This window comes from Sphingomonas sp. NY01 (assembly GCF_038809135.1).
GTDB classification, from domain to species: domain Bacteria; phylum Pseudomonadota; class Alphaproteobacteria; order Sphingomonadales; family Sphingomonadaceae; genus Sphingomonas; species Sphingomonas carotinifaciens.
On the sequence record NZ_CP101722.1, the window covers coordinates 461,949 to 485,325 of the forward strand.

Here is a 23,377-nt window from a genome sequence, read left to right on the forward strand (position 1 = left end):
ACGCGATCTTTGGTTCGTCCGTGGGAAAGCACCGGACACCGTGGTAGCGCTGCCGGCCATGGCGCATCGTGATCCTTCGCATCAGCTTTCTCCGGCGCTTGCCTTTGCCGTGGCGGCGGCGGGGATCGGGCTGTTCTCGATCATGGATGCGTTCATGAAGTCGCTGGTGCTGGGCCTGGGCGTCTACAATGCGCTGCTCTGGCGGACGATGCTGTCGGCGGGGCTCGGCGGCGCGGGCTGGGCGATGGGCGGCGGGCGGCGGCCGTCCGCACACGCCATGCGGCTGCACGTCGCGCGCGGCACGATCACCACGGGCATGGCGCTGTTGTTCTTCTGGGGGCTGGCGCGGGTGCCGATGGCACAGGCGATCTCGCTGACCTATATCGCGCCGCTGCTCGCGCTGTTGCTGGGCGCGGTCTTTCTGGGCGAGCGGGTGGGGGCGCGGGTGATCGCGGCCTCGATCGCGGCGCTGGGCGGGGTGGGCGTGATCCTGCTCGGCCAGATGCGGATGACGCTGGGGCCGGAGGCGCTGGGAGGCGCAGGCGCGATCCTGGCCTCGGCGGTGCTGTATGCGGTGAACCTCGTCATCGCGCGGTTGCAGGCGCAGGCGGCGAGCGCGCGCGAGATCGCGTTCGTGCAGTCGGCAGTCGTTACGCTCCTGCTGCTGCTCGCCGCGCCGTGGCTCGCGGTGGTGCCGCCGGTCGCCGACTGGTGGAAGATCGCCATCGCCGCGACGCTGGCGACGGGATCGCTGCTGCTGCTCGGCTGGGCCTATGCGCATGGCGAGACCGGATATCTGGCGACCACCGAATATACGTCGTTCCTTTATGCCGCAGTGCTGGGCTGGGCGGTGTTCGGCGAGCATGTCGCACCGACCACGCTGGCAGGTGCGGCGATCATCGTCGTCGCCTGCCTGATCGCCGCCCGCCGCCGCGACGTGGCACGTGCCGCGGTTGAGGCGGCCGCCTGATCCCTGTCCCTTCCACCGAGAGTGCCATGATCCGACCTGCGACACCGGCCGACGTGCCTGCCATCCTGCGCTTCGTGCGCGAATTGGCGGCGTTCGAGCGTGAACCCGATGCGGTGGAGGCGACCGAGGCGATGCTGGCCGATGCCTTGTTCGGTACATCCCCCGCAGCCGAGGCGGTGATCGCCGAAATCCACAGTCAGCCAACAGGTTTTGCGCTGTTTTTCCACAGCTTTTCAACATGGACCGGCCGGCGGAGCCTGTATCTGGAGGACCTGTACGTCACGCCCGAGGCGCGGGGGCAGGGGCTTAGCGCCGCGATGCTGCGGCATCTCGCCGGGATCGCGCTCGATCGCGGCTGCGCGCGGTTCGAATGGTCGGTTCTCGACTGGAACGCGCCGGCGATCGCCTTTTACCGGGCGATGGGGGCAGTGGGCATGGAGGAGTGGACCGTGCAGCGGGTGAGCGGGGAGGCGCTCAAGGCACTCGCGGGACGCTGATCGCTTTACGCTCCCGTTGGGCGTTCGGCTTTGTGGCAGTGATTTGGTTTACGCGAAGACGCGAAGAAGTTTGGTTCACGCGGAGACGCGGAGGCGCGGAGAAGAACGAGGGATCGCACGGAGGCGCGGCGCGTGCTTTTTTGAGCCGAAGGCTCATGTTCAGCGCGGGCGGATTTTTGTCTTCCGATTGCGGGGGCGCGGCGGGGGCGCGGCATGCGCAACCCCTCTGCGGTCTCCGCGCCTCCGCGTGAAACAAACTTCTTCGCGTCTTCGCGTCTTCGCGTGAACCAAGAAGCAAGCACTGCCGGCCAGCCCCCCCTCCTACGGCTCCGCCGCGGGCCCTCCCTCTCCCCATAGGGGAGAGGGGGTTTGGGGGCTATTCGCGGCCGGGGACGTCGTGGTCGTGCGGCTCTTCGCCCTGCGCCTTGGCGGCGTCATAGCGTTCGATCGCCTCGATCGTGATGCGGCGTGCTTCCTCGGCATCGCCCCAGGTGCCGACGCGCACCCACTTCTTCTTCTCCAGATCCTTGTAGTGGGTGAAGAAGTGCTCGATCTGCTCGAAGACGATCTCGGGCACGTCGCCGCGCTGCGTGACGTTCGAGTAATAGGGGAAGACCTGATCGACGGGGACGCAAACCAGCTTCTCGTCGCCGCCGGCTTCGTCTTCGAGGTTCAGGACCGCGATCGGGCGGGCGCGGACGACCGAGCCGGGGATGAACGGCGAGCGGGCAATGACCAGCGCGTCGAGCGGGTCGCCGTCGGGCGAGAGCGTGTGCGGCACGAAGCCGTAGTTCGCCGGATAGCGCATCGGCGTGTGCAGGATGCGATCGACGAACAGCGCACCCGACGCCTTGTCGAACTCGTACTTCACGGGCTCGCCGCCGGTCGGCACCTCGATGATGACGTTCAAGTCGTCGGGCGGAGACTTGCCGACGGGGATCAGATCAATACGCATTCGATTTTCGTCCCTGATAATGACGATGCCGCACCGATAAGGATCAGCGCGGCATCAACAGTCGATCGAGCCCGCCTTCGCCGGTTCCGACCTTCTGAAGGCGCGGATAGCGGGGGCCACCCTGATAGTCGATGGAGATATCGCGGAAACGGTCCTCATTTCGGACAAGAAGCCGGATGGGGGTCTTGCTATCCTTTGCGGTGACGATCGCCGCCTTCAATCGTTCGGCGGAATAGGACTGGCCATTGATCGCCTGGATCTCGGTGCCGACATCCAGCCCCGCCTTGAAGGCCGGTGAATTCCAGATCACCGTCGATATCCGGCCGTCATTCGCGACCACCAGGCCCAGCGAATAGCTGACATCGGCGCCGCGGCTCTTTTCCTGCTGCTTGAAGAAGGGCGTCGGCTCGGGCGTGTAGACGAGCTTGTAGCCGTTCATCGCGAAGCCGTTCACCGGCGCGGGCTGGCCCGTCTCGGTCAGGCGCTGGTTCAGGAAGCCGGCCCAGTCATAGGGGACGATGCCGTTCAGCGTCCGGGCGACATCCTCGAAGGTATAGGTCACCTCGCCCCAGTCGCCGTCGCGGATGCCGAAGAACGCACGCGCGAAATCGTCGATCGACTTGGTGCCGTTCGACTTCTGGCGGAGCATCGCATCGACCTCCATCCAGACCATCAGGCCTTCGTTGTAATAGTCCTCCGACCGCTGCCAGCTCGTCCAGCCCTTGGGGCGGCGGGCGGAGATGACGGGATCGTTGGTGGTGTCGATCAGCGGGCGCCACTGGCGGCCGGGCGCCAGATCATAGGTGCCCAGGATCGAGGCGTACATGTCGAGCGTGTCCTGCTTCGACACCAGCCCCGAGCGCGCCTGGAGGACATAACCCCAGAATTGCGTCTGCCCTTCATACACCCAGAGCAGCGAGTTGCGCATCGGCGTGCGGAAGTCGGGCGTCCACAGGTCCGCGCCGCGGCGGAACTTGCCGTCCCAGCTATGGGTGAATTCGTGCGGCAAAAGGTTGCGGCGGCCGGGGCCGGAATCCCAATCGGTGAAATAGCCGGGCGTCACGCCGTTTTCGGACGAACGGTGATGTTCCAGCCCGATGCCGCCCAACTGGTCGGTGATCGACAGGAGGAATTCGTAGCGGTCGTAATGCTGCGCGCCGAAGGTTTTGACCGCCTGGTCGACGAGGCGCTTGTGCGCGTCGATCTGCGCGGGCGTCGCGGCGAGTTCCTTGGGATCGTCGGCAAAGACGTTGAGGTCGACCCGCGGGCTGAGCGCCCAGACCTTGCCGTACTTGCCCGCGAGCACGGGCGAATCGACCAGCACCTCGTAGTTGGTGGTGTCGTAGGTGTAGGTGGAGCCCGCCGCCTTGGCCGGCACCGCACCGGCCGCGGTCCAGCCGGCGGGGAAGCGCGCGGTCATCTGGATCGGGATCTGGCGGGTGAAATAGCCGGCCGGATAGAGGCTGACCGAATTGGGCTGGAGCGAGATCATCGTCGGCGTGACGACGATGCGGCCCTGATTGGCCTCGGTCGCGGAGATGAACTGGAATTCGACATCGAGCTGGCGGGCGCCGGCGGGCACGTCGATATGGAAGGCGTAGACGTCGATCACGTCGCGCGTCCAGGGCAGCGCCCGGCCGTTCGCGCGGATGACGAGGCCGGCCAGCTTCTCGATCTCGCCACGCGGCGCGTGGTTGCCGGGAAGCCATTTCGGATAGAGCAGCGTCATCGGCCCCGCCTTGGCGACGGGGATCGTCTCGCGCACGCGGAAGATGGCGCGGTCGAGGTCGGTGGCGTCGACGTCGAGTTTGATGGTGCCGGGGTAGGGGGTGTCCTGCGCCGCGGGGATGGTGTCGACGATGGGCGTGGGTTGGGGAGCGGAGTTGCCCGGGATGGTCTGGGCGGCGAGCGGCGCGGCGACGGAGGCGAGCAGGGAAGCGACGAACAGCGTGCGGATCATGAAGGGCCCTTGGGCAAGGGATGGACGATGCCGCCGGGTGTACGCAGCCGATAGGGCAGTCGTCCAGCCCTTTACCCGCTGCCCAATATGTTGACGGTAAAGGCCACGACGCCGAGATTGAAGACGAACGCGGCCAGGCTGTGGCCGGTGACGACCCGGCGCATCGCGCGCGAGGCGATCGTCACGTCCGATGTCTGAAAGGTCATGCCGAGCGTCACGCTGAAATACAGGAAGTCCCAGTAATCCGGCTCGGTCGTGTCGGGAAATTGCAGGCCGCCGCTATCGGCGTCCTGGTCGTCCGGCAGGTAGAAGAGATGCGCATAGTGCAGCGCATAGACGGTGTTGGAGAAGAGCCACGCCAAAGCCAGCGTGGCGACGACGATCAGCACGGTCGACCGGTCGCCGCGCCCCTGCACCTCACCCGCGACGACGGCGAGGATGACGAGCAGCGTGGCCCCCGAAAAGCCGAGAAACACCGCGCGGTTCGCGTCGTTTTCGATCGCCCGGCGGCGCATCCGGTCGGTCGATCCGTGACCGAGCAGCGGCGCCACGGAGGCGAGAAAGACGAACGCGGCCAGATCAAAGGCGAGCATGATGCCGCGGTCCCGCCCCAGCAGGGGCACCAGCACCGGCAGCCCAGTGGCCAGCAGCACGCCGAACAGCAGGAAGCGGGGCGGGGCGATGCGATTGCCGAGATGATGTGCCATCGCATCACGGCCTAGCGCTTGGGGCCGCGGTCGCCTAGATAGCGCCGCTTCTATGGCACGGATCGAACCCCCCAAGCGCGTGCGCGGCACGCAGGACATCTTCGGCGAGGAACAGCGGCGCTTTGCGCATGTCCTTGCCACCTTCGAGCGGGTGCGCGCGCTCTACGGATTCCAGCGGGTCGACCTGCCGGTGTTCGAGGATACGCAGGTATTCGCACGCTCCATCGGCGAGACGACCGATGTGGTGTCCAAGGAGATGTACAGCTTCCCCGATCGCGGCGGCGATCCCCTGACGCTCCGGCCCGAATTCACCGCCGGCATCGCGCGCGCCTATCTGTCCGAAGGATGGCAGCGTTTCGTGCCGCTGAAGGTGACGACGAGCGGTGCGGTGTTCCGCTACGAACGGCCGCAAAAGGGGCGTTATCGCCAGTTCCACCAGATCGACGCCGAGATATTGGGCGCGGCCGAGCCGCAGGCAGATGTCGAGTTGCTGGTGATGGCGGACCAGTTGCTGCACGAACTGGGCATCGCGGACGGGGTGACGCTGCAACTGAACACGCTGGGCGATGCCGACACGCGCGATGCGTGGCGCGCCGCGCTGGTGGCGCATTTCGAGGCGCACCGGGCCGAACTGTCCGAAGACAGCCTGGTGCGGCTGGACAAGAATCCGCTGCGCATTCTCGATTCGAAGGACCCGCGCGACCGGCCGATCGCCGATGCGGCGCCGGATATCGATGCGTATCTGACCCCGCAGGCGCGTGCCTTCTTCGATGCGGTGACCGCCGGGCTGGACGCGGCGGGCGTGGCATGGACGCGCAATGCGCGGCTGGTGCGCGGGCTGGACTATTACCGGCACACCGCGTTCGAGTTCGTCACCGACCGGCTGGGCGCGCAGGGGACCGTGCTGGCGGGGGGGCGCTATGACGGGCTGATCGGGTCGCTGGGCGGGCCGGAGACGGCGGGCGTGGGCTGGGCCGCGGGGATGGAGCGGCTGGCGATGCTGATCGCGGCGCCGGCGGAGCCGCGGCTGGATGCGGTGATCGCGCTGGAGCATGACGACGCGCTGCGCGACGGGCAGCGGCTGCTCGCCGGTTTGCGGCGTGCGGGGTTGTCGGCGGAGATGATCGCGACCGGATCGCCGCGCAAGCGGTTCGACAAGGCGTCCAAGCTGCCGGCCGATGTGCTGATCGCGATCAACCGGCAGGACGGGCAGACGGTGGTCAATACGCGGGCGGCGGATGCTGCGGAGACGCTGGCGCGGATCAAGGCGGTGATCGACCAGGTGCAGGCCGCTTCGTGACGACGATCTCGCCCGAGCGCATCCGGCAGATCGAGGCGCGACTGGACGAACTGTCCGCACAGATGGCGACCGGCGACCTGCCGTCGGACCGTTTCGTCGCGGTGTCCAAGGAATATGCCGAGCTGGAACCCGTCGCGCGCGCGGCCGCCGAGGTGCGGCGGCTGCGGCAGGAGGCGGAGAGCCTGGCCTATATGGCGGGCGACGGCGACGAGGAGCTGCGTGCGCTGGCCGCCGAGGAACTGCACGCCAACAAGGTGGCGCTGGAGGCGGCGGACCGCGCGCTGGCGCTGGCGCTGCTGCCGCGCGATGCCGCCGACGAGCGCGCCGCGATGCTGGAAATCCGCGCCGGCACCGGCGGGGACGAGGCGGCGCTGTTCGCGGGCGACCTGTTCCGCATGTACCAGCGTTATGCCGAGGCACAGGGCTGGCGCGTCGAAATGATTTCGGCATCGTCGTCGGATGCGGGCGGGTACAAGGAAGTGGTCGCATCGGTGACGGGCAGCGGCGTGTTCGCGCGGCTGAAGTTCGAAAGCGGCGTGCACCGGGTGCAGCGCGTGCCGGCGACCGAGGCGGGCGGGCGCATCCACACCTCGGCGGCGACGGTGGCGGTGTTGCCCGAGGCGGAGGAAGTCGATGTCCGCATCGAGGACAAGGACCTGCGCATCGACGTCTATCGCTCGTCGGGCCCGGGCGGTCAGTCGGTCAACACGACCGACTCCGCGGTGCGCATCACCCATCTGCCCACCGGGCTGGTGGTGATCCAGCAGGACGAGAAGTCGCAGCACAAGAACAAGGCCAAGGCGCTGAAGGTGCTGCGCACCCGGCTGTACGAGGCGGAGCGCGAGCGGCTGGCGAACGAGCGGTCGGGCACGCGGCGCGCGATGGTGGGATCGGGAGACCGGTCCGAGCGCATCCGCACCTATAATTTCCCGCAAGGCCGCGTCACCGATCACCGCATCAACCTGACGCTGCACCGCCTGCCCGAAATTCTCGTCGGGGAAATGGACGAGTTGATCGGGGCGCTGGTGGCGCAGGACGAGGCCGAGCGGCTGGCGGCACTGGATGGCTGAACCCGCCCCCCGCGCCGCGGGCGTGCGGGCGGCACTGGGCGAGGCGGCGGCGCGGTTCGGTTTTTCGGAAACGCCGCGGCTCGATGCCGAACTGTTGATGGCGCACGCGCTGGGGATCGAGCGCGCGGCGCTGCTTCTCGACATGGACCGCGCGGTGCCGGAGGGTTTCTGGACACTGGTCGCGCGGCGCGAGCGGCATGAGCCGGTCGCCTATATCACCGGATCACGGGGGTTCTGGACGCTCGATCTGGGGGTGGGGCCGGGTGCGCTGGTGCCGCGGGCGGACAGCGAAACGCTGGTCGAGGCGGCGGTGATGCATTTCCGGGGGCGGGCGCCGGCGACGTTGCTCGACCTGGGAACGGGGCCGGGCACGCTGCTGCTCGCGCTGCTCGACGAATGGCGAGGCGCGCGGGGCGTCGGCGTCGACCGGTCGGCGGAGGCCCTGGGCTATGCCGTCGCCAATGCGGCCGCATGCGGGGTGGGTGCGCGGGCCGGCTTCGTGCAGGGGGACTGGGATGCGGCGCTGACGGGGGTGTTCGACTGCATCGTCACCAACCCGCCCTATATCGGCACGAACGAAATGCTGCCCGACGAGGTGCGGCTGCATGAGCCGGCGGGCGCGCTGTTCGCCGGCCCGGATGGGCTGGACGATTATCGACGGCTGGCACCGGCGATCCGGCGGCTGCTGGCGCCCGGCGGGGCGGCGTTTCTGGAGATCGGGCACCGGCAGGGGGATGCGGTGACGGCGCTGCTGGCGGCGCAGGGCTTTGCCGTGACGCTGCACCGGGACCTGGCCGGGCGAGCGCGGGTGCTGGCCGCGACTTGAACATTCGCGAGGCCGCGCCCATATTTCGCTTGTAGGACGGCCCCCGGAGCCGCTAGAGCGAAGGCCGGGGCACGCGAACATCGACAACTTGGCTGTTGATTTCGGGCGGACGCCCGCATCCTTCGTCATGAGGCCGCTGCAGTCCGGTGGCCATGGCAGACGCTGGCGGCGAGGCGATGCGCCTGTCGGACACGTCGGGGATCGATACCGCGGGACCGGGCATGACGCCCGGAATGAGTGGGCCAGTTTAGTGGTTTGACGACTAAGGACGAATAGCTTGATAAACAATCGGCAGGCCGGCCGCCGTCGCGGTCGTGGTGGCGGCAATAACGGGCAGCGTCCGGGTGGTAATCCAGGTCGCCCCGACAACGGCAATCGCATCGACAATCGCGCGCGCGGCAACGCCAACCAGTTGTACGAGAAGTACAAGAATCTGGCGTCCGAAGCGCAGCGCCAGGGCGACCGCGTCAATACCGAATATTACCTGCAGTTCGCGGACCATTATTTCCGCGTGTTGAACGAGAGCCGTTCGCGGTTCGAGGAACAGAATCAGCGGCGTGCGCGCGACGATGCGCAGGACGACGGCTTCGACGGCCAGGACGAGGATTATGGCGACGAGGGCGAGCCGATCCGCCCCGGCGAGATGCAGGGCGACGTGCAGGGCGGCGGTTTCGAACCGCGCCGCCAGCGTGACGATCGCCCCCGCCGCGAGGATCGTCCGCAGCGGGACGACCGGCCCCAGCGCGAGGCGCGGGACGATCGTTCCAATCGCGACGAGCGTCCGTACCGCGAGGAGCGGGCGCAGCGCGAAGACCGCCCTGCGCGTGAAGCGCGTGAAGATCGCCCTGCGCGTGAAGACCGTCCGGTGCGTGAAGCGCGTGAGGACCGGCCGGTGCGCGAGCCGCGCGAGGATCGTCCCCAGCGTGAGGAACGCCGCCCTGCACGGCCGCTGCGTGCGCCCGTTGCCGAGGAAACCGCGGTCGTTACTGCCGATCCCGCCGGCGAACCGGCCGTGGCCGAGCAGGCGTCGGCGCCCGTCGCCGAGGCCGAGGCCCCCCGTCGCCGTGGTCGCCCGCGTCGCGAGCCCGTCGCCCAGGCGCCCGAGGCCGAGACCGGTTTCGATGCGGATCGCCTGCCGCCGGCACTGAGCGCGGCAAACGAGGGCGAGGCGCCAGCGCCCGAGGAAAAGCCGCGCCGCCGCCGTGTGCGCGCGGCCGCGCCGGAAGTGACGCCGGCGAGCTGATCCTCGCAATCTGGCTGAACACATGGCCGGTGCCTTCCGATTGGAGGGTGCCGGCCTTGTTCCATGTGCCGCACGTGCTTGTCGCGGCGGGGCACTTGGCCTAGCGGACCAGCATGAAACGCGTGGCAGTCTATTGCGGGTCGGCGACGCCGGCCGATCCGACCTATATCGACATGGCGAAATCGGTGGGGCGCGGCCTGGCCGAGCGGGGCATCGGCGTCGTCTATGGCGGCGGGCGCCTCGGCCTGATGGGCGCGGTGGCGGACGCGGCGCTGGAGGCCGGTGGCGAGGTCATCGGCATCATCCCGCAGGCGCTGGTCGATGCCGAGGTGGCGCATCGCGGGCTGACCGAACTGCACGTCGTGCCGGGCATGCACCAGCGCAAGCAGGCCTTTACCGATCTGTCCGACGGTTTCGTGACGATCGCGGGCGGCACCGGCACGATGGACGAATTGTGGGAAGCGCTGTCCTGGGCGCAGCTCGGCTATCATGCCGATCCGGTCGGGCTGCTCAACACCGGCGGCTATTATGACGAGTTGGTCGCGTTCTGGGAAAAGATGGGCCGGGTCGGCTTCCTCCGGCCGCAGCACCGCGACCTGCTGATCGTCGATACGACGCTGGACGGGCTGCTGGACAAGATGGCCGCGCATCGGCCGACGCAGCCGATCGTCCGGATGAACGCGTCCGACCTGTGACGCCGTCGCCGACCCGCGCGGAGGTGGTGGCGGCGGCCGAGGCATCGATCGCGCGCGGCTCCAAGAGCTTTGCCGCGGCGAGCCGGCTGTTCGATCCTGCGACGCGCGACCGGGCGGTGCTGCTCTATGCCTGGTGCCGGCGGTGCGACGATATCGCCGACGGGCAGGATCACGGCCACGGCATGACGCGGGTCGACGATGCCCCGGCACGGGTGGCGGCGCTGTCCGCATTGACCGAGCGGGCGCTGGACGGCGCGGTGGTCGGCGATCCGGCGTTCGACGCGCTGCGGCTGGTGGCGGCGGAGACGGACATGCCGCGGGCGTGGCCGCGCGACCTGATCGCGGGCTTTGCGCTGGATGCCGAGGAATGGCAGCCGGAAAGCGAGGCGGACCTGCTGCGCTATTGCTACCACGTTGCGGGCGTCGTCGGCTGCATGATGGCAGTGGCGATGGGGGTTTCGGCCAAGGACGATGCCGTGCTGGACCGCGCCTGTGACCTGGGGCTGGCGTTTCAACTGTCGAACATCGCGCGCGATCTGGGTGAGGATGCCGGGGTCGGGCGCTGTTATCTGCCGGCGGACTGGCTGGCGGAATTCGGGGTGCCGGCAAACGACTATATGGCGCCGGAGCATCGCCCCGCGCTGGTCGCGATGGCGCGGCGGTTGACGGACCGGGCGGCGCAGTTCGAGGCGAGCGCGCGGATGGGCGTACGGGCATTGTCCTGGCGGTCGGCCTGGGCGGTGTTGTCCGCGGCAGGGATCTACGGCGCGATCGGCCGTTCGGTGGCGGCGCGGGGTGCCGGCGCCTGGGACCGGCGAGTGTCCACCTCGAAGGGTGCGAAGCTGCGATTTATCGCAGCGGCGGCGTGGGGCGCCACGCGGGGCGGTCGAGGCGCCGTCGTGCCGCGCGATGCGGCACTCTGGCAGCGACCCTGACCGGGGTTCAGCCGCGCGATTTGGGCTTTTCCGCCTTGGCGATCTGCAGGCCGGTGGCCCGGCAATCCGCGCCGATGACCGGGAAGGGCACATCGGTGTTCTGGGCGATCCGGTTGGGCAGGTCCGCCCGGCATTGCGCCATCGTGGCGTAGCGCGCCGGGACCAGTCGGGCCTCGGTGCACTGCGTGTTGCCATCACCGCATCCCAGGATCGCCATGACGTAGAAAATCGGTTCCATTCAACCGCCTCCGCTTGAAAGTGAAAACCCTCTTTGCGGTGGAGAGTTCCGAAATCGCGCTTGCTGATACGGATCAGCCCTGACATGTTCGCATAACACACCCCGATCATGGGGAACGCGTCGGGAGGCACGGGTCTTATGCTGAAATCGATGATGGCAGCAGGAGTGGCGTTGATGGTGGCACAGCCGGGACTGGCGGCGGATCTGAGCGGGGTGCCGCTGATCGAGCGGACCAAGCTGTTCGGCAATCCCTCGCGCATCGGCGGGCAATTGTCGCCCGACGGCAAGTGGATCAGCTTCATCGCGCCCAAAGACGGCGTGCTGAACGTCTGGCTGGCCCCGGCCGACCGGCCCGACGACGCCAAGGCGATCACGGCGGAGACGACGCGGCCGATCCGCCAGACCTTCTGGGCGCCCGATTCCAAGTCGGTGCTGTTCATCAACGACAAGGGCGGCGACGAGAATTTCCTGCTGTACGGCGTCGATGTCGCGAGCGGCGCGCAAAAGGCGCTGACCCCGTTCGAAAAGACGCGGGTGCAGATCGTCGGCACGTCCGAGACGATCAAGGATCGCATTCTGGTCGGCGTCAACAACCGCGATCCGCGCTGGCATGACGTGTATTCGCTCGACCTGAACACGGGCAAGCTGACCCCGGTCGTGCAGAATGACGGCTATGCCGGTTATCTGGCGGACGACCAGTTGCGGCTGCGCATGGCGGCCAAGGCGCGGCCCGACGGCGGCACCGATTATTACCGCATGGAGGGGACCACCGTCGAGGCCAAGCCCGTGGTGCAGTTCGGGCTGGACGATTCGCTGACCACCACGCCGCTGGGCTTCACCGTCGACGGCAAGACGCTCTATTGGATGGATTCGCGCGGGCGCGACACTGCGGCGCTGATGGCGCAGGACGTGGGCAGCGGGCAGATGACGGTGGTGGGGGAAAGCCCCAAAGCCGATGTCGCGGGTGGCCTGTTCAATCCGAAGACGGGCCGGGTGGAGGCCTATTCGGTCAATTACCTGAAGCGCGACTATGTACCGGTGGGCGATGCGGTAAAGGCCGATCTCGCCTTTCTGAAGGCGCAGAACAAGGGCGAGTTCGCGATCGGCAGCCGCACGGATGCCGACGACAAGTGGATCGTCACCTTCGACCCCGTGACCGCGCCGGCCGCGACCTATGTCTATGACCGCCGCGCCAAGTCGCTGAAGCAGCTTTATGTCAGCCGGCCCGAGCTGGAGGGGGCGCCGCTGATGCCGATGGAGCCGGTGGAGATCAAGGCGCGCGATGGGCTGACGCTGGTATCCTATCTGACTAAACCCAAGGGGGTGAGCGGGCCGGTGCCGCTGGTGCTGCTGGTCCATGGCGGACCCTGGGCGCGCGACGGGTTCGGCTTCAACGGCTATCATCAATGGCTGGCGAACCGGGGCTATGCGGTGCTCTCGGTCAATTATCGCGGCTCGACAGGCTTTGGTAAGAATTTCATCTCGGCGGGCGACCTGCAATGGGGCCGCAAGATGCACGACGACCTGATCGACGCGGTCGACTGGGCGGTGAAGAGCGGCGTCACCACCCGGGACAAGGTGGCGATCATGGGCGGCTCCTATGGCGGCTATGCGACGCTGGCGGGGCTGACCTTCACGCCCGACAGGTTCGCCTGCGGCGTCGATATCGTCGGGCCGTCGAACCTGTTCACGCTGCTGAAGACGATCCCGCCCTATTGGGAGGCGGGCAAGCAGCAATTCTACAAGCGGATGGGCGACCCGACCACGCCGGCGGGGCAGGCGCTGCTCAAGGAACGCTCGCCGCTGACCTTTGTCGACAAGATCAGCAAGCCGCTGCTGATCGGGCAGGGCGCCAACGATCCGCGCGTCAACGTCGCGGAAAGCGACCAGATCGTGGCGGCGATGGCGGCCAAGAAGATCCCGGTCACCTATGTGCTGTTCCCCGACGAAGGGCATGGCTTTGCGCGGCCGGTGAACAACATCGCGTTCAACGCGGTGACGGAAAATTTCCTGGCGCCGTGCTTGGGCGGACGTGCGGAGCCGCTGGGCGACACGCTGACGGAATCGACCGCGCAGGTGAAGCATGGGGCGGAGTTCGTGCGCGGCCTAGCGCCTGGCGGGGGTGCTGCTTCGGGGCAGTAACCGGGTTCACGCGAAGACGCGAAGGCGCGAAGAGGTAGGGCTTGCCGCGCCTTCGCCGTGACCTGTCGGTCGGAAGACCCGAATCGGCTGGTGAGGGCCAAAGGGCCTGCCGACCGGCGCAACCTCTTCGCGGCTTCACGGCTTCGCGTGAACTCTTCTGAAAAAGCAGGAAATTTTGTTCACGCGGAGACGCGGAGACGCGGAGAGAAGACGCCTGCTGCATCTCTCCGTACCCCCATTGGCCGGGGTCGCTCGGTCGATGATGGGATGATGAGCCTGCGGCTTGCGGTGCATCTCCGCGCCTCCGCGCCTCCGCGTGAAAATTCCTTGTTCTGGTTCTCCGACCACCGCCATTGAAGTTCGGCGGGGCGCAAGCGACATGGGGGGCGATGCCTCCGATCGATCCCACTACGGCGAGCCAGCAAGAGCGGCCGCTGATCCCCACGCTGCGCCGGTTCCTGCCCTATCTCTGGCCCGCGGGCGAGCCGGGGATGAAGGTGCGGATCGCCGGGGCGATGCTGCTCGTGCTGGCTTCCAAGCTCGTGCAGGTGCTGGGTGCTGCCTATACGCTGAAGTTTGCCGTCGACCGGATGGCGGGGGGCGACCGGTCGGTCGTCACCCTGGTGATCCTGCTGGTCGTTGCCTATGCGGCGTCGCGCTTTGCCTCGACGTTGTTCGACAATCTGCGCAATGCGGTGTTCGAGCGGGTGGGGCAGGATGCGACGCGGCGGCTGGCGGCGGACGTGTTCCGGCACCTGCACCGCCTGTCGCTGCGCTTCCATCTGGAGCGGCGTACGGGTGCGGTGACCAAGGTGGTGGAGCGCGGCACCAAGAGCATCGATACGATGCTGTATTTCCTGCTGTTCAACATCGCGCCGACGGTGCTGGAACTGGCGCTGGTGCTGGGCATCTTCGCGCGCAGCTTCGGCGGGTGGCTGGTGGTCGCGACGATCGCGACGGTGGTGCTCTACATCGCCTTTACCCGCAAGGTGACCGACTGGCGCAACCATCTGCGCACGCGGATGAACGACCTGGATACGGGCGCGGTGGCGCACGCGGTCGACTCGCTGCTCAATTTCGAGACGGTGAAATATTTCAACGCCGAGGAGCGCGAGGCACGGCGGTACGAGAATGCCGTCGCCGCCTATGCGCGGGCGGCGACCAAATCCGAAAACTCGCTGGCGTGGCTGAACATCGGACAGGCGCTGATCACCAACGCGCTGCTCGGCTTCGGCATGGGCTATGTCGCCTGGGGGTGGAGTCGGGGAACGGCATCGGCGGGTGACGTGGTGTTCGTCTCGACGCTGCTCGCGCAACTGTTCCGGCCGCTCGACCTGCTCGGCATGGTGTACCGCACGATCCGGCAGGGGGTGCTGGACATGGGCGCCATGTTCGACCTGATCGATACCGGCGCGGAGGTGCGCGACATACCCGGCGCGCCGGCACTGGCGGTCGGCGCGGGTCACGTGCGGTTCGAGCAGGTCAGGTTCGGCTATGAGGAAGGGCGACCGATCCTGGACGGGCTGGACCTCGACGTGCCGGCGGGAACGACATGCGCGGTGGTGGGACCATCGGGAGCGGGCAAGTCGACGCTCGCGCGGCTGATGTACCGGTTCTACGATGTGGATGGCGGGCGCATTCTGATCGACGGACAGGATCTGGCGACGGTGACGCAGGCGAGCTTGCGGGCGGCGATCGGGATCGTGCCGCAGGACACGGTGCTGTTCAACGACACGATCGGGTATAATATCGGCTATGGCCGCGAGGGCGCGAGCGCGGAAGAGATTGCGCATGCGGCCAGGGGCGCGGCGATCGCCGGGTTCATCGAGCGACAACCGGACGGTTACGACACGCGCGTCGGCGAGCGCGGGCTGAAGTTGTCGGGCGGCGAGAAGCAGCGCGTGGCGATCGCGCGCACGCTGCTGAAGAATCCGCCGATCCTGATCCTGGACGAAGCGACCAGCGCGCTGGACAGCCGCACCGAGGGCGACATCCTGGAAACGCTGGAGGCGGTGGAGCGTGGGCGCACAACGATCGTGATCGCGCATCGCCTGTCCACGGTGGTGAAGGCGGACCAGATCATCGTGCTGGACGGCGGTCGCGTCGCCGAGCGCGGCACGCACGGCGAACTGCTGCGCCGGGATGGCCTTTATGCCGAGATGTGGGCACGCCAGGCCGCCGAGCGCGAGGAAGCGCTGGCGGCGGAGTGACGGGCGCGATGCCCTCGACCTGTGGCGACAGGTCCACTACATCGCCGGCGATGGCGGTCGATCCCCTTCCCACACTGCAGCGCGTGTTCGGCTATCCGGCGTTTCGCGGCGTCCAGGCCGATGTGGTCGGCCGGGTGCTGGCGGGCGAGCGCACGCTGGCGGTGATGCCGACGGGCGCGGGCAAGTCGCTCTGCTACCAATTGCCCTCAGTCATGATGGACGGGTGCTGCGTCGTGGTCAGCCCGCTGATCGCGCTGATGCACGACCAGTTGCGCGCGGCCGAGGCGGTCGGCATCCGCGCGGCGACGCTGACCTCGGTCGACCAGAACCGGGCGGAGACGGTGGCGCGCTTCCGCGACGGGCAGCTCGACCTGCTCTATGTCGCGCCCGAGCGTGCCTCCGCGATGCATTTCCGCGAGTTGCTGGGCAGCGCGAAGCTGAGCCTGTTCGCGATCGACGAGGCGCACTGCGTCAGCGAATGGGGGCATGATTTCCGGCCCGACTACCGCCTGCTCGAACCGCTGATGGATGCGTTTCCGGACGTGCCGCGCCTGGCGCTGACCGCGACGGCGGATGCGCATACCCGTGCCGACATCGCCAAGCAGCTGGGCATCCCGGAAGAGGGGATGATCGTCTCCGGCTTCGACCGGCCCAATATCCGCTATGCGATCAGCCCCAAGGCGAACGTCAACGTGCAGATCGCCCGGCTGGTGGCGGAAACGCGCGGACCGGGCATCGTCTATGCGCAGACGCGCGCGGCGACCGAGAAGCTGGCGGAGGCGCTGGGGCGGACCGGGCGGCCGGTGCGCGCCTATCATGCGGGGCTGGACCCGGCGGTGCGCGCGAAGAACCAGTCGGATTTCGTCGCATCCGAAGACATGGTGATCTGCGCCACCGTCGCGTTCGGCATGGGGATCGACAAGCCCGACGTCCGCTTCGTCGCGCATGCCGGCCTGCCCAAATCGATCGAGGCCTATTATCAGGAAACGGGTCGCGCCGGGCGCGACGGCGACCCGTCCGTCGCGCATCTGTTCTGGGGCGCGGAGGATTTTGCTCGGGCGCGGCAGCGCATGGCCGAGGTGGAGCCCGAGCGGCAGGCCGGGGAGCGGGCGCGGCTGGCGGCGCTGGGAGCGTTGGTGGAGACGGGCGGATGCCGCCGCCGCATCCTGCTGCGCCATTTCGGCGAGGAGCTGGCCGAGGATTGCGGCAATTGCGATAACTGCCTGGGATCGCCCGACGCGGTGGACGCGACGACGACGGCGCAGAAGTTTCTCTCGGCGGTGTTTCGCACCGGGCAGATGTTCGGGGCGGGCTATATCGAGCAGGTGCTGACCGGCCAGTCGACCGAACGCAGCCTGATGAACGGGCATGAGGCGCTGTCGGTGTGGAACATCATCGATGGCGACGAGCTGGCGCTGGTCAAGCCGGTGCACCGTGCGCTGTTGCTGCGCGATGCGCTGCGCACCAATCCGCATGGCGGGCTGGAGTTCGGGCCGGCGGCGAGGGCGCTGCTGAAGGGCGAGGCGCGGTTGTCGCTGGTGATCCCGCCCAAGCGCGAGCGCAAGGGCCGGCGCGCGGCGGCGGCGGCGTCCGACCCGGCGGACAATCCGCTGTTCGAGGCGCTGCGCGCGAAGCGGCGCGAGCTGGCGCAGGCGGCGGGCGTGCCGCCCTACGTCATCTTTCACGACTCGGTACTGCGCGACATGGCGGCACAGAAGCCGGCCGATCGCACCGCGCTGTCGATGCTGACGGGCGTCGGCGCGCGCAAGCTGGATGCTTATGGCGACGCGTTTCTGGACGTGATCCGCGAGGCGGCCTGATCGATCTTTCCTCCGCAGTGGCCGTTGCGGTGGAGCGGTCTGGCGACTAGGTGAACGGCATGATCCGTGTGCTCAACGAAAGCGTCGCCGTCGCCCCCCAGATCGCGCCCGAGGACGTGGCCGCGATCAAGGCCGCGGGCTATGTCGCGATCGTCAACAACCGCCCCGATGGCGAGCAGCCCGGCCAGCCGACCGGCGATGCGATCCGCGCCGCCGCGGAGGATCACGGCCTGGCCTATACCGCGATTCCGGTGGGGCAGGGCGGCTTCAGCCACGAGATGGTGGACGAGATGGCCGCCGCGCTGGTCGCCGCCGACGGCCCGGTGCTGGCCTATTGCCGGTCGGGCACGCGCAGTTGCAATCTGTGGGCGCTGGCCGCCGCCAAGGCGGGGCGCAATCCCGACTTGCTGGTGCGGCAGGCGGAGGACGCCGGATACGACCTGTCGGGCCTCAAGCCGACGCTGGACATGCTCGCGAGCGGAAAATGAGCCTGGTTGCGATCGGCGCGGGCAGCGCGGCGGGGATCGTCGTGCTGGCCGGTGTCGGGTGGCTGATCGCCGCCAAGCGTCGCGATCCCAAGGTGGGCACGCCGGAGGATGCGGCGGCGGCGGCGGAAGGCGCCTTGTCGGGGTTCGCGGTGGCCGGGGCGGTCGTCGGTGCGGACGGGCTAGGCGCACTGGCGGTGGCGACCGACGGGCGCGTCGCGGCGATCAAGCGGCGCGGCAAGGCGATCGCGGTGCGCGAGGTGCCGTGGACGGTGGTGCGCGCGACGCCCGAGGGGATCGTGGTGGAAACCGGGGACGGGTTCGGGCCGGTTTCGCTGGCGGGTGTGAATGCGCTGGATATCCGGCGACTGGCGCCGAAGATGGCGCGGATTTAAGGTGAGGTTACCCTCTCCCCCTTGGGGAGAGGGAGGGGACCCGCGGCATCAGCCGTGGGGAGGGTGAGGGGGCGCCAAGCAGCGCATCGTCCGCGGCACCCCCTCACCCTCCCACCGCTTGCGCGGCGGGCCCCTCCCTCTCCCCGGAGGGGAGAGGGGTTTACGCTCCTCTCAAACGGCGTTCTTCCTCGAACATATAGTCGCGGGTGACGGGGACGGAGAGGCGGCCGCGGGTGAGCTGGACCTGGTAGTTGCACAGGCCGCCGTTGCGGAAGGCGGCGCCAGCGCCTGCCAGGTAGAAGGTCCACATGCGGAAGAAGCGTTCGTCGTAAAGGGCGACGATCTCGTCACGCGCGGCCATGGCGCGGTCGTACCATTCGTCCAGCGTCCAGCCATAATGGCAGCGCAGCACCTCCACGTCGGTGAGGAAGAAGCGCAGGCCCTCATTGGCGCGGACGATTTCCGACAGGGCCGGGTTGTAGCCGCCGGGGAAGATATATTTCGTCGTCCAGTCGTCGGTGACGCCCGGGCCGTTCAGCCGGCCGATGGTGTGCATCAGCATCACCCCGTCCGGGGTGAGCAGGTCGCGGCACTTGGTAAAGAAGGTGCGGTATTGCGGCGGGCCGACATGTTCGAACATGCCGACCGAGACGATGCGGTCGAACTGCCCTTCCACCCGGCGATAGTCGATCAGCTCGAAGCGCACCTTGTCGGCGACACCGGCCGCCTCGGCACGGGCGCGGGCGACCTTCAACTGTTCCTCGGACAGGGTGACGCCGAGGACCTCCGCGCCGGTCTTCTCGTGCAGGTAGAGCGCAAGGCCACCCCAGCCGCAGCCGATGTCGAGCACCTTGTGGCCGGGCTTCAGCGCCAGCTTGGCGGCGATATGCGCCTTCTTGTCGGCCTGCGCCTTTTCCAGGCTGTTCGACGGGTCCGTGTAATAGGCGCAGCTATATTGCCGGTCGGCGTCGAGGAAGAGTTCGTAGAGCTTGCCCGAGAGGTCGTAATGATGAGCGACGTTCTTCTTGGAGCGGCGCTCCATGTTGATGCGGTCGACGCGGTGCTTGACCGCGCCAAAGGCACGGACGGCGAGCGAGGGATTGAGGCGCTGGGCGCCATCCTCCCACTTGTCGTTCGCGGTCAGCAGCTCGACCAGCTGGCGAACGTCGTCGCCCTCCACGGTCAGGCGGCCGTTCATATAGGTTTCGCCGGCAGCGAGCGCAGGATTGCGGACGATCTCGCCCGCGACACGCGAGTCCATGAAACGGATCGCGACGTCGGGGAAAGCGGGATCGGGGGTGCCGAAGGTCCGCGTCTTGCCATTATGGTGGGTGAGGGTGAGGCGGCCGCGCTTGACCGCTCGCGAAAGGAAAAGATCGATGAGCGCCATGGCGGGCGTGCTACCGTCCGGGAGCGGGCTCAGGCAAGGGGTGCTGCCCTAAATACCTGCGTACCAGTCGTAATCGACATGATCCTCCCAGTAACCGCCCTTGCCGAGCCCGATGCCGTCCAGGGAGGCGACAGCATCGATCCGCATCAGATATTTGGCATGCTTGTAGCCCAGCTGCCGCTCGACACGCAGGCGCAAAGGTGCGCCGTGCGCGACGTCGAGCATATGGCCGTTCATGCCCCAGGCGAGGATCGTCTGCGGGTGAAAGGCATCCACCATGTCGATCGATTCATAATAGGGGATGCCGCCGAACAGGTCGGCGCAGTGGAAGACGACGTAGCGCGCCGAGCGGCGCACGCCCGCCGCCTTCAGCACGGTGCCGAGCAGCGGGCCGGTCCACTGGCCAATCGCGCTCCACCCCTCGACGCAATCGTGGCGGGTGATCTGGGTGCGCGCGGGCATCGTGCGGAGTTGGGCGAGCGTGAAGCGGCGCGGCGTATCGACGAGGCCGCCGACGGCAAGGCGCCAGTCGGCGAAGTTGTTTTGCGACAGTGCGGCATATTCGGGCGTGCCGGGATTGTGCGTGCCGTTGGCGCGAAAGATCGGCGACATCTGGTCGGGCCGGAACTCGGGTGCGAGCGCGGCACGGTCGGACAGGGCGCGCTGGAGGCCGCGCTGCATATCCTCGCCGGCGAACAGGATCCGCCTTGCGGTGGGGATCTGGACGACGCGGTCGCAGCCGGCGAGAAGCAGGCCGGCGCCGCCGGTCAGGAGCGAGCGGCGCGCGATCATTCGGCGGGCACCCGCCAGCGGCCGGTGATCATCGATCGCATCTCGTTGCCCGCACCGGCGAGGATGACGAGCGCGAGATGGATCACGGTGAACAGGCCGATCGCCACCGCGGCGATGAAGTGGATCGACCGCGCCGACTGCCGCCCGCCGAATACTTCCAGCAGCCAGGGCCAGGCCGCGTTCATTGCGGGTGACAGCGCGATGCCGGTGCAGATGGCGAGGGGCAGGGCGAGAAAGAGGATCGCGACATAGCTGAGCTTCTGAAAGAGGTTGTAGTCGCGCGGGGAGTCGGGATCGTGGAAGCGGAGCGCCAGGTGGCGGCGTAGGTCGGCGAGAAGGTGGCGGGGGCGCAGCTCGGCCCGCCGCACGCGCAGGTCGCGGGCGAAATGGCGGTTGAGGAGGCTGGCAACCATGAAGGCGAGCAGGCCGAAGCCCAGCACGACCGCGAAGAACAGGTGCCAGCGCCGCGAAATGGCGAGGTTGTAGTTGGCGGGAATGGTGATCCAGGCGGGAAAGCGCGGCAGTTGCACCCAGGCATGATCGAAATTGGCGCCGTATCGCCCCCAGTAGAGCCGGGGATGCGCGTTCGATATGCCGAGGCCGGAGCCGAGCAGGATCAGTACCGCGACCGCGTTCACCCAGTGCCAGAGCCGCGTCGCCAGCCGGTGGCGCCGCACCACCTGGGGGATGACATGGGGGCCGGTATCGCTGTCCATCGCATCCGTGTAGCAGCAAAGCCATGACGACCGCATGGCATTTCTACGAACCCGCGCAGGGGCATGGGCTGGCGCATGATCCGCTGAACGCGATCGTGGCACCGCGGCCGATCGGCTGGATCGGCAGCGTCTCGGCAAGCGGCGTGCGCAATCTGGCGCCGTACAGCTTCTTCAACCTGCTGGCCTATCGCCCGCCACTCCTGGGATTTTCGTCGCAGGGGTGGAAGGATTCGGTCGACAACATCGCAGCGACCGGGGTGTTCACCTGGAACCTGGCGACGCGGGACCTGGCCGAGGCGATGAATGCGAGCGCGGTGGTCGCCGGGCCGGAAGTGGACGAGTTCGCGCTGGCTGGGCTGGAGGTCGCGGGCGGCCGGATGGTGGATGCGCCGCGCGTGGCGGCTGCGCCGGTCAGCTTCGAATGCCGGCTGACCCAGTTGATCCGGCTGGAGACGAAGGAGGGCGAGCCGATCGACCAGTGGCTGGTGATCGGCGAGGCGGTGGGCATCCATATCGACGCCGCGATGATCGAGGACGGCGTGTACCAGACGACGCGGGCGCGGCCGATCCTGCGCGGGGGCGGGCCGAGCGACTATTTCGAGCCGGGTGCGCCGTTCCACATGCGCCGGCCGGGCTGACTCAGGCGTAGGCCCGGTAGAAGAAGACGATCGTCGTCACCGCGGTGATCAGCAGCGTCCAGCCGCGGATCAGGCCGGGCGACAGCCGCTGGCCGACCCGCGCGCCCAGCCAGCCGCCAAGGACCGCGCCCAGCAGCATCGGCACGCAGGCATGCCAGCGCACCATGCCGGACAGCACGAAGATCAGCGTCGCGGCGGCATTGGCCATCGCCAGCATCAGCGTGCGTGGCGCCATCATTTGGTGCGGCGCGGCACCCGCCAGCAGCCCATAGGTCGCGGTCATCATCAGCCCGACGCCGCCGCCGAAATAGCCGCCATAGATGCCCAGCATCCCCTGCGCCGCGATCAGGGTGCGCGGGCCGATCGTGGTGCGCGCCTGCAGCCAGACCGCGGCACGCGGGCCGATGCCGATCGCCAGCGTCGCGACGAGCAGCAGCCAGGGGATGACGATGTCGAACACCCGCGTCGGCGTGGAGACGAGCAGCAGGCTGCCGACGATGCCACCGACAAAGGTGACCGCGCTGAGCAGACGCACCGACAGGCCCCCGAGCGGGGCAAGGCCGTGGCGATAGGTCCAGGCGCTGGCGATCGCGCCGGGTTGCAACGCGACGTTGGAGGTGGCGTTGGCGATGGGGGAGGGCAGGCCGAGCGCGATCAGGGTCGGCATGGTGGCAAAGGTGCCGCCGCCGGCCAGTGCGTTCATCGCGCCCCCGAGCAGGCCGGCGGTGGCGGCAAGGACGGCGGCTTCGATCACGGTCATGCGCGCCCGAGTGGGGCGTTATCGGACGGCGCGCAAGGGGGCATGGCCGACCCGACACCACTCTCCCCGAATGGGGAGAGGGGGTTATGGGAGGTCAGCCGGTGCGGGTGGGGCCGTGCAGCCGGTCGAGTTCGGCGTGCAGCTCGGCCTTGTCCTCCTGCGCGACGGCCAGCATGTGGTCGCGGATCTGGCCGGTGCGGCTGGCGACTTCCTCGTTGATCGCCGCGCGCTGCGCGGAGCACCAGCCGGGGCGGCTGCCGGCGATCACGTCGTCGCGGTGGATCGAGCGGGTCATCGTCGCGCCGGAGGGCAGGCGTGCCTCGCGATCGACGGTGACGCCCGCCGACCAGGCGCAGCGCAGCGTCGAGGCGCGGCCGCCGGGTACGACGGCACCGACCTGCTTGTGCGCGACCTTGGTCACCGCGCTGTAGCGGGCGTCGACGGGCCCGGCGTGATGGTCGATCCGGACGCTATGGTCGTTTGCCGCGGCGGGGGCGGCGGCGAGGGCGCCGAGCAACAGCCCGGCGGCGAGTAGCTTGGTCATCATCGTCTCCATGCGGTGCCCCGGCCTATATTGGCCGGTGACACCCCATTAACTGCCCGCGCGGCCGGTCGGTTGCAATGGGGTGGAAC

The 23,377-nt window shown here is 68.3% G+C and carries 23 protein-coding genes; 14 read left to right on the forward strand and 9 right to left on the reverse strand.

Features of this window, described 5'->3' with window-relative positions:
- The first annotated feature begins 40 nt into the window (after nucleotides 1-40).
- A complete protein-coding gene (locus tag NPJ82_RS02360) occupies nucleotides 41-970 on the forward strand; it encodes a DMT family transporter (RefSeq protein ID WP_342658220.1) in 930 nt (309 codons plus the stop codon).
- A 26-nt stretch (nucleotides 971-996) separates the two neighbouring features.
- Nucleotides 997-1,467: a GNAT family N-acetyltransferase gene (locus tag NPJ82_RS02365; protein ID WP_342658221.1), complete on the forward strand. Its 471-nt coding sequence runs from the start codon at nucleotides 997-999 to the stop codon at nucleotides 1,465-1,467.
- Nucleotides 1,468-1,843: 376 nt separating this feature from the next.
- On the opposite strand, the gene ppa is transcribed toward NPJ82_RS02365, so the two are convergent.
- The 3 genes from ppa to NPJ82_RS02380 form a co-directional block, all read right to left on the reverse strand.
- Nucleotides 1,844-2,422, reverse strand: a complete 579-nt coding sequence (gene ppa / locus NPJ82_RS02370; protein ID WP_112381884.1) for an inorganic diphosphatase — start codon at nucleotides 2,420-2,422, stop codon at nucleotides 1,844-1,846.
- Nucleotides 2,423-2,465: 43 nt separating this feature from the next.
- Nucleotides 2,466-4,382: a peptidase M61 gene (locus NPJ82_RS02375; RefSeq protein ID WP_342658222.1), complete on the reverse strand. Its 1,917-nt coding sequence runs from the start codon at nucleotides 4,380-4,382 to the stop codon at nucleotides 2,466-2,468.
- Nucleotides 4,383-4,453: 71 nt separating this feature from the next.
- Nucleotides 4,454-5,089, reverse strand: a complete 636-nt coding sequence (locus tag NPJ82_RS02380; RefSeq protein ID WP_342658223.1) for a DUF1345 domain-containing protein — start codon at nucleotides 5,087-5,089, stop codon at nucleotides 4,454-4,456.
- A gap of 52 nt (nucleotides 5,090-5,141) precedes the next feature.
- Here NPJ82_RS02380 and hisS point away from each other — a divergent pair, with 52 nt between their 5' ends.
- The 6 genes from hisS to NPJ82_RS02410 all read left to right on the forward strand — a co-directional run bounded on the left by hisS (nucleotide 5,142) and on the right by NPJ82_RS02410 (nucleotide 11,158).
- On the forward strand, nucleotides 5,142-6,389 hold the full coding sequence (hisS, locus tag NPJ82_RS02385; RefSeq protein WP_342658224.1) for a histidine--tRNA ligase: 1,248 nt from the start codon (nucleotides 5,142-5,144) through the stop codon (nucleotides 6,387-6,389).
- A complete protein-coding gene (gene prfA, locus NPJ82_RS02390) occupies nucleotides 6,386-7,459 on the forward strand; it encodes a peptide chain release factor 1 (RefSeq protein WP_112381888.1) in 1,074 nt (357 codons plus the stop codon). Before hisS ends, prfA begins: the two co-directional genes overlap by 4 nt.
- On the forward strand, nucleotides 7,452-8,285 hold the full coding sequence (gene prmC / locus NPJ82_RS02395; protein ID WP_342658225.1) for a peptide chain release factor N(5)-glutamine methyltransferase: 834 nt from the start codon (nucleotides 7,452-7,454) through the stop codon (nucleotides 8,283-8,285). Before prfA ends, prmC begins: the two co-directional genes overlap by 8 nt.
- 277 nt (nucleotides 8,286-8,562) lie before the next feature.
- Entirely contained in the window at nucleotides 8,563-9,528 is a 966-nt protein-coding gene (locus tag NPJ82_RS02400; RefSeq protein WP_342658226.1) for a DUF4167 domain-containing protein, read from the forward strand.
- Nucleotides 9,529-9,641: 113 nt separating this feature from the next.
- The gene (locus NPJ82_RS02405; RefSeq protein WP_112381891.1) at nucleotides 9,642-10,223 is read left to right on the forward strand and encodes a TIGR00730 family Rossman fold protein; all 582 of its coding nucleotides are present in this window, start codon (nucleotides 9,642-9,644) and stop codon (nucleotides 10,221-10,223) included.
- Complete coding sequence (locus NPJ82_RS02410; RefSeq protein WP_342658227.1) at nucleotides 10,220-11,158, forward strand: phytoene/squalene synthase family protein; 939 nt, start codon at nucleotides 10,220-10,222, stop codon at nucleotides 11,156-11,158. Before NPJ82_RS02405 ends, NPJ82_RS02410 begins: the two co-directional genes overlap by 4 nt.
- A gap of 7 nt (nucleotides 11,159-11,165) precedes the next feature.
- Here NPJ82_RS02410 and NPJ82_RS02415 read toward each other — a convergent pair whose 3' ends face one another.
- Nucleotides 11,166-11,396, reverse strand: coding sequence for a hypothetical protein (locus NPJ82_RS02415; RefSeq protein ID WP_112381892.1), 231 nt, complete (start codon nucleotides 11,394-11,396; stop codon nucleotides 11,166-11,168).
- Between the two features lie 150 nt (nucleotides 11,397-11,546).
- On the opposite strand from NPJ82_RS02415, the gene NPJ82_RS02420 reads away from it, so the two are divergent.
- From NPJ82_RS02420 to NPJ82_RS02440, 5 genes are all read left to right on the forward strand, one after another.
- Nucleotides 11,547-13,538, forward strand: coding sequence for a S9 family peptidase (locus tag NPJ82_RS02420; protein ID WP_342658228.1), 1,992 nt, complete (start codon nucleotides 11,547-11,549; stop codon nucleotides 13,536-13,538).
- A 389-nt stretch (nucleotides 13,539-13,927) separates the two neighbouring features.
- Complete coding sequence (locus NPJ82_RS02425; protein WP_267350546.1) at nucleotides 13,928-15,748, forward strand: ABC transporter ATP-binding protein/permease; 1,821 nt, start codon at nucleotides 13,928-13,930, stop codon at nucleotides 15,746-15,748.
- 50 nt (nucleotides 15,749-15,798) lie between these two features.
- Nucleotides 15,799-17,568 (forward strand): DNA helicase RecQ, encoded by a 1,770-nt coding sequence (gene recQ / locus NPJ82_RS02430; protein ID WP_342658229.1) that lies wholly within the window; start codon nucleotides 15,799-15,801, stop codon nucleotides 17,566-17,568.
- 59 nt (nucleotides 17,569-17,627) lie between these two features.
- On the forward strand, nucleotides 17,628-18,056 hold the full coding sequence (locus NPJ82_RS02435) for a TIGR01244 family sulfur transferase (protein WP_112381895.1): 429 nt from the start codon (nucleotides 17,628-17,630) through the stop codon (nucleotides 18,054-18,056).
- Nucleotides 18,053-18,448 (forward strand): hypothetical protein, encoded by a 396-nt coding sequence (locus tag NPJ82_RS02440; RefSeq protein ID WP_267350542.1) that lies wholly within the window; start codon nucleotides 18,053-18,055, stop codon nucleotides 18,446-18,448. The genes NPJ82_RS02435 and NPJ82_RS02440 overlap by 4 nt, the downstream gene beginning before the upstream one ends.
- A 160-nt stretch (nucleotides 18,449-18,608) precedes the next feature.
- On the opposite strand, the gene NPJ82_RS02445 is transcribed toward NPJ82_RS02440, so the two are convergent.
- From NPJ82_RS02445 to NPJ82_RS02455, 3 genes are read right to left on the reverse strand one after another with little or no spacing between them, the layout of a single operon-like run.
- Nucleotides 18,609-19,838: a cyclopropane-fatty-acyl-phospholipid synthase family protein gene (locus tag NPJ82_RS02445; RefSeq protein ID WP_267350540.1), complete on the reverse strand. Its 1,230-nt coding sequence runs from the start codon at nucleotides 19,836-19,838 to the stop codon at nucleotides 18,609-18,611.
- 48 nt (nucleotides 19,839-19,886) lie between these two features.
- A complete protein-coding gene (locus NPJ82_RS02450) occupies nucleotides 19,887-20,630 on the reverse strand; it encodes a molybdopterin-dependent oxidoreductase (RefSeq protein ID WP_342658230.1) in 744 nt (247 codons plus the stop codon).
- A complete protein-coding gene (locus NPJ82_RS02455) occupies nucleotides 20,627-21,346 on the reverse strand; it encodes a cytochrome b/b6 domain-containing protein (RefSeq protein WP_342658231.1) in 720 nt (239 codons plus the stop codon). Before NPJ82_RS02455 ends, NPJ82_RS02450 begins: the two co-directional genes overlap by 4 nt.
- Before the next feature lie 23 nt (nucleotides 21,347-21,369).
- On the opposite strand from NPJ82_RS02455, the gene NPJ82_RS02460 reads away from it, so the two are divergent.
- Nucleotides 21,370-21,984 carry a flavin reductase family protein gene (locus NPJ82_RS02460; protein ID WP_342658232.1) on the forward strand — a complete coding sequence of 205 codons (615 nt, stop codon included), beginning with the start codon at nucleotides 21,370-21,372 and terminating at the stop codon, nucleotides 21,982-21,984.
- 1 nt (nucleotide 21,985) lies between these two features.
- Here the strand turns inward: NPJ82_RS02460 and NPJ82_RS02465 are convergent, their stop codons facing one another.
- Together NPJ82_RS02465 and NPJ82_RS02470 are read right to left on the reverse strand one after the other, a co-directional pair.
- The gene (locus NPJ82_RS02465; protein ID WP_342658233.1) at nucleotides 21,986-22,744 is read right to left on the reverse strand and encodes a sulfite exporter TauE/SafE family protein; all 759 of its coding nucleotides are present in this window, start codon (nucleotides 22,742-22,744) and stop codon (nucleotides 21,986-21,988) included.
- 94 nt (nucleotides 22,745-22,838) lie between these two features.
- Complete coding sequence (locus tag NPJ82_RS02470; RefSeq protein ID WP_267350532.1) at nucleotides 22,839-23,291, reverse strand: hypothetical protein; 453 nt, start codon at nucleotides 23,289-23,291, stop codon at nucleotides 22,839-22,841.
- Between the last annotated feature and the right edge of the window lie 86 nt (nucleotides 23,292-23,377).

Excerpts from the sequence above, each read along its gene's own strand:
- NPJ82_RS02365 (WP_342658221.1), top strand. The coding sequence starts at position 997 with ATGATCCGACCTGCGACACCGGCCGACGTGCCTGCCATCCTGCGCTTC.
- ppa (WP_112381884.1), bottom strand. The coding sequence starts at position 2,422 with ATGCGTATTGATCTGATCCCCGTCGGCAAGTCTCCGCCCGACGACTTG.
- NPJ82_RS02375 (WP_342658222.1), bottom strand. The coding sequence starts at position 4,382 with ATGATCCGCACGCTGTTCGTCGCTTCCCTGCTCGCCTCCGTCGCCGCG.
- NPJ82_RS02380 (WP_342658223.1), bottom strand. The coding sequence starts at position 5,089 with ATGGCACATCATCTCGGCAATCGCATCGCCCCGCCCCGCTTCCTGCTG.
- hisS (WP_342658224.1), top strand. The coding sequence starts at position 5,142 with ATGGCACGGATCGAACCCCCCAAGCGCGTGCGCGGCACGCAGGACATC.
- prmC (WP_342658225.1), top strand. The coding sequence starts at position 7,452 with ATGGCTGAACCCGCCCCCCGCGCCGCGGGCGTGCGGGCGGCACTGGGC.
- NPJ82_RS02405 (WP_112381891.1), top strand. The coding sequence starts at position 9,642 with ATGAAACGCGTGGCAGTCTATTGCGGGTCGGCGACGCCGGCCGATCCG.
- NPJ82_RS02415 (WP_112381892.1), bottom strand. The coding sequence starts at position 11,396 with ATGGAACCGATTTTCTACGTCATGGCGATCCTGGGATGCGGTGATGGC.
- NPJ82_RS02420 (WP_342658228.1), top strand. The coding sequence starts at position 11,547 with ATGATGGCAGCAGGAGTGGCGTTGATGGTGGCACAGCCGGGACTGGCG.
- NPJ82_RS02425 (WP_267350546.1), top strand. The coding sequence starts at position 13,928 with ATGCCTCCGATCGATCCCACTACGGCGAGCCAGCAAGAGCGGCCGCTG.
- recQ (WP_342658229.1), top strand. The coding sequence starts at position 15,799 with ATGGCGGTCGATCCCCTTCCCACACTGCAGCGCGTGTTCGGCTATCCG.
- NPJ82_RS02435 (WP_112381895.1), top strand. The coding sequence starts at position 17,628 with ATGATCCGTGTGCTCAACGAAAGCGTCGCCGTCGCCCCCCAGATCGCG.
- NPJ82_RS02440 (WP_267350542.1), top strand. The coding sequence starts at position 18,053 with ATGAGCCTGGTTGCGATCGGCGCGGGCAGCGCGGCGGGGATCGTCGTG.
- NPJ82_RS02445 (WP_267350540.1), bottom strand. The coding sequence starts at position 19,838 with ATGGCGCTCATCGATCTTTTCCTTTCGCGAGCGGTCAAGCGCGGCCGC.
- NPJ82_RS02450 (WP_342658230.1), bottom strand. The coding sequence starts at position 20,630 with ATGATCGCGCGCCGCTCGCTCCTGACCGGCGGCGCCGGCCTGCTTCTC.
- NPJ82_RS02455 (WP_342658231.1), bottom strand. The coding sequence starts at position 21,346 with ATGGACAGCGATACCGGCCCCCATGTCATCCCCCAGGTGGTGCGGCGC.
- NPJ82_RS02460 (WP_342658232.1), top strand. The coding sequence starts at position 21,370 with ATGACGACCGCATGGCATTTCTACGAACCCGCGCAGGGGCATGGGCTG.
- NPJ82_RS02465 (WP_342658233.1), bottom strand. The coding sequence starts at position 22,744 with ATGACCGTGATCGAAGCCGCCGTCCTTGCCGCCACCGCCGGCCTGCTC.
- NPJ82_RS02470 (WP_267350532.1), bottom strand. The coding sequence starts at position 23,291 with ATGATGACCAAGCTACTCGCCGCCGGGCTGTTGCTCGGCGCCCTCGCC.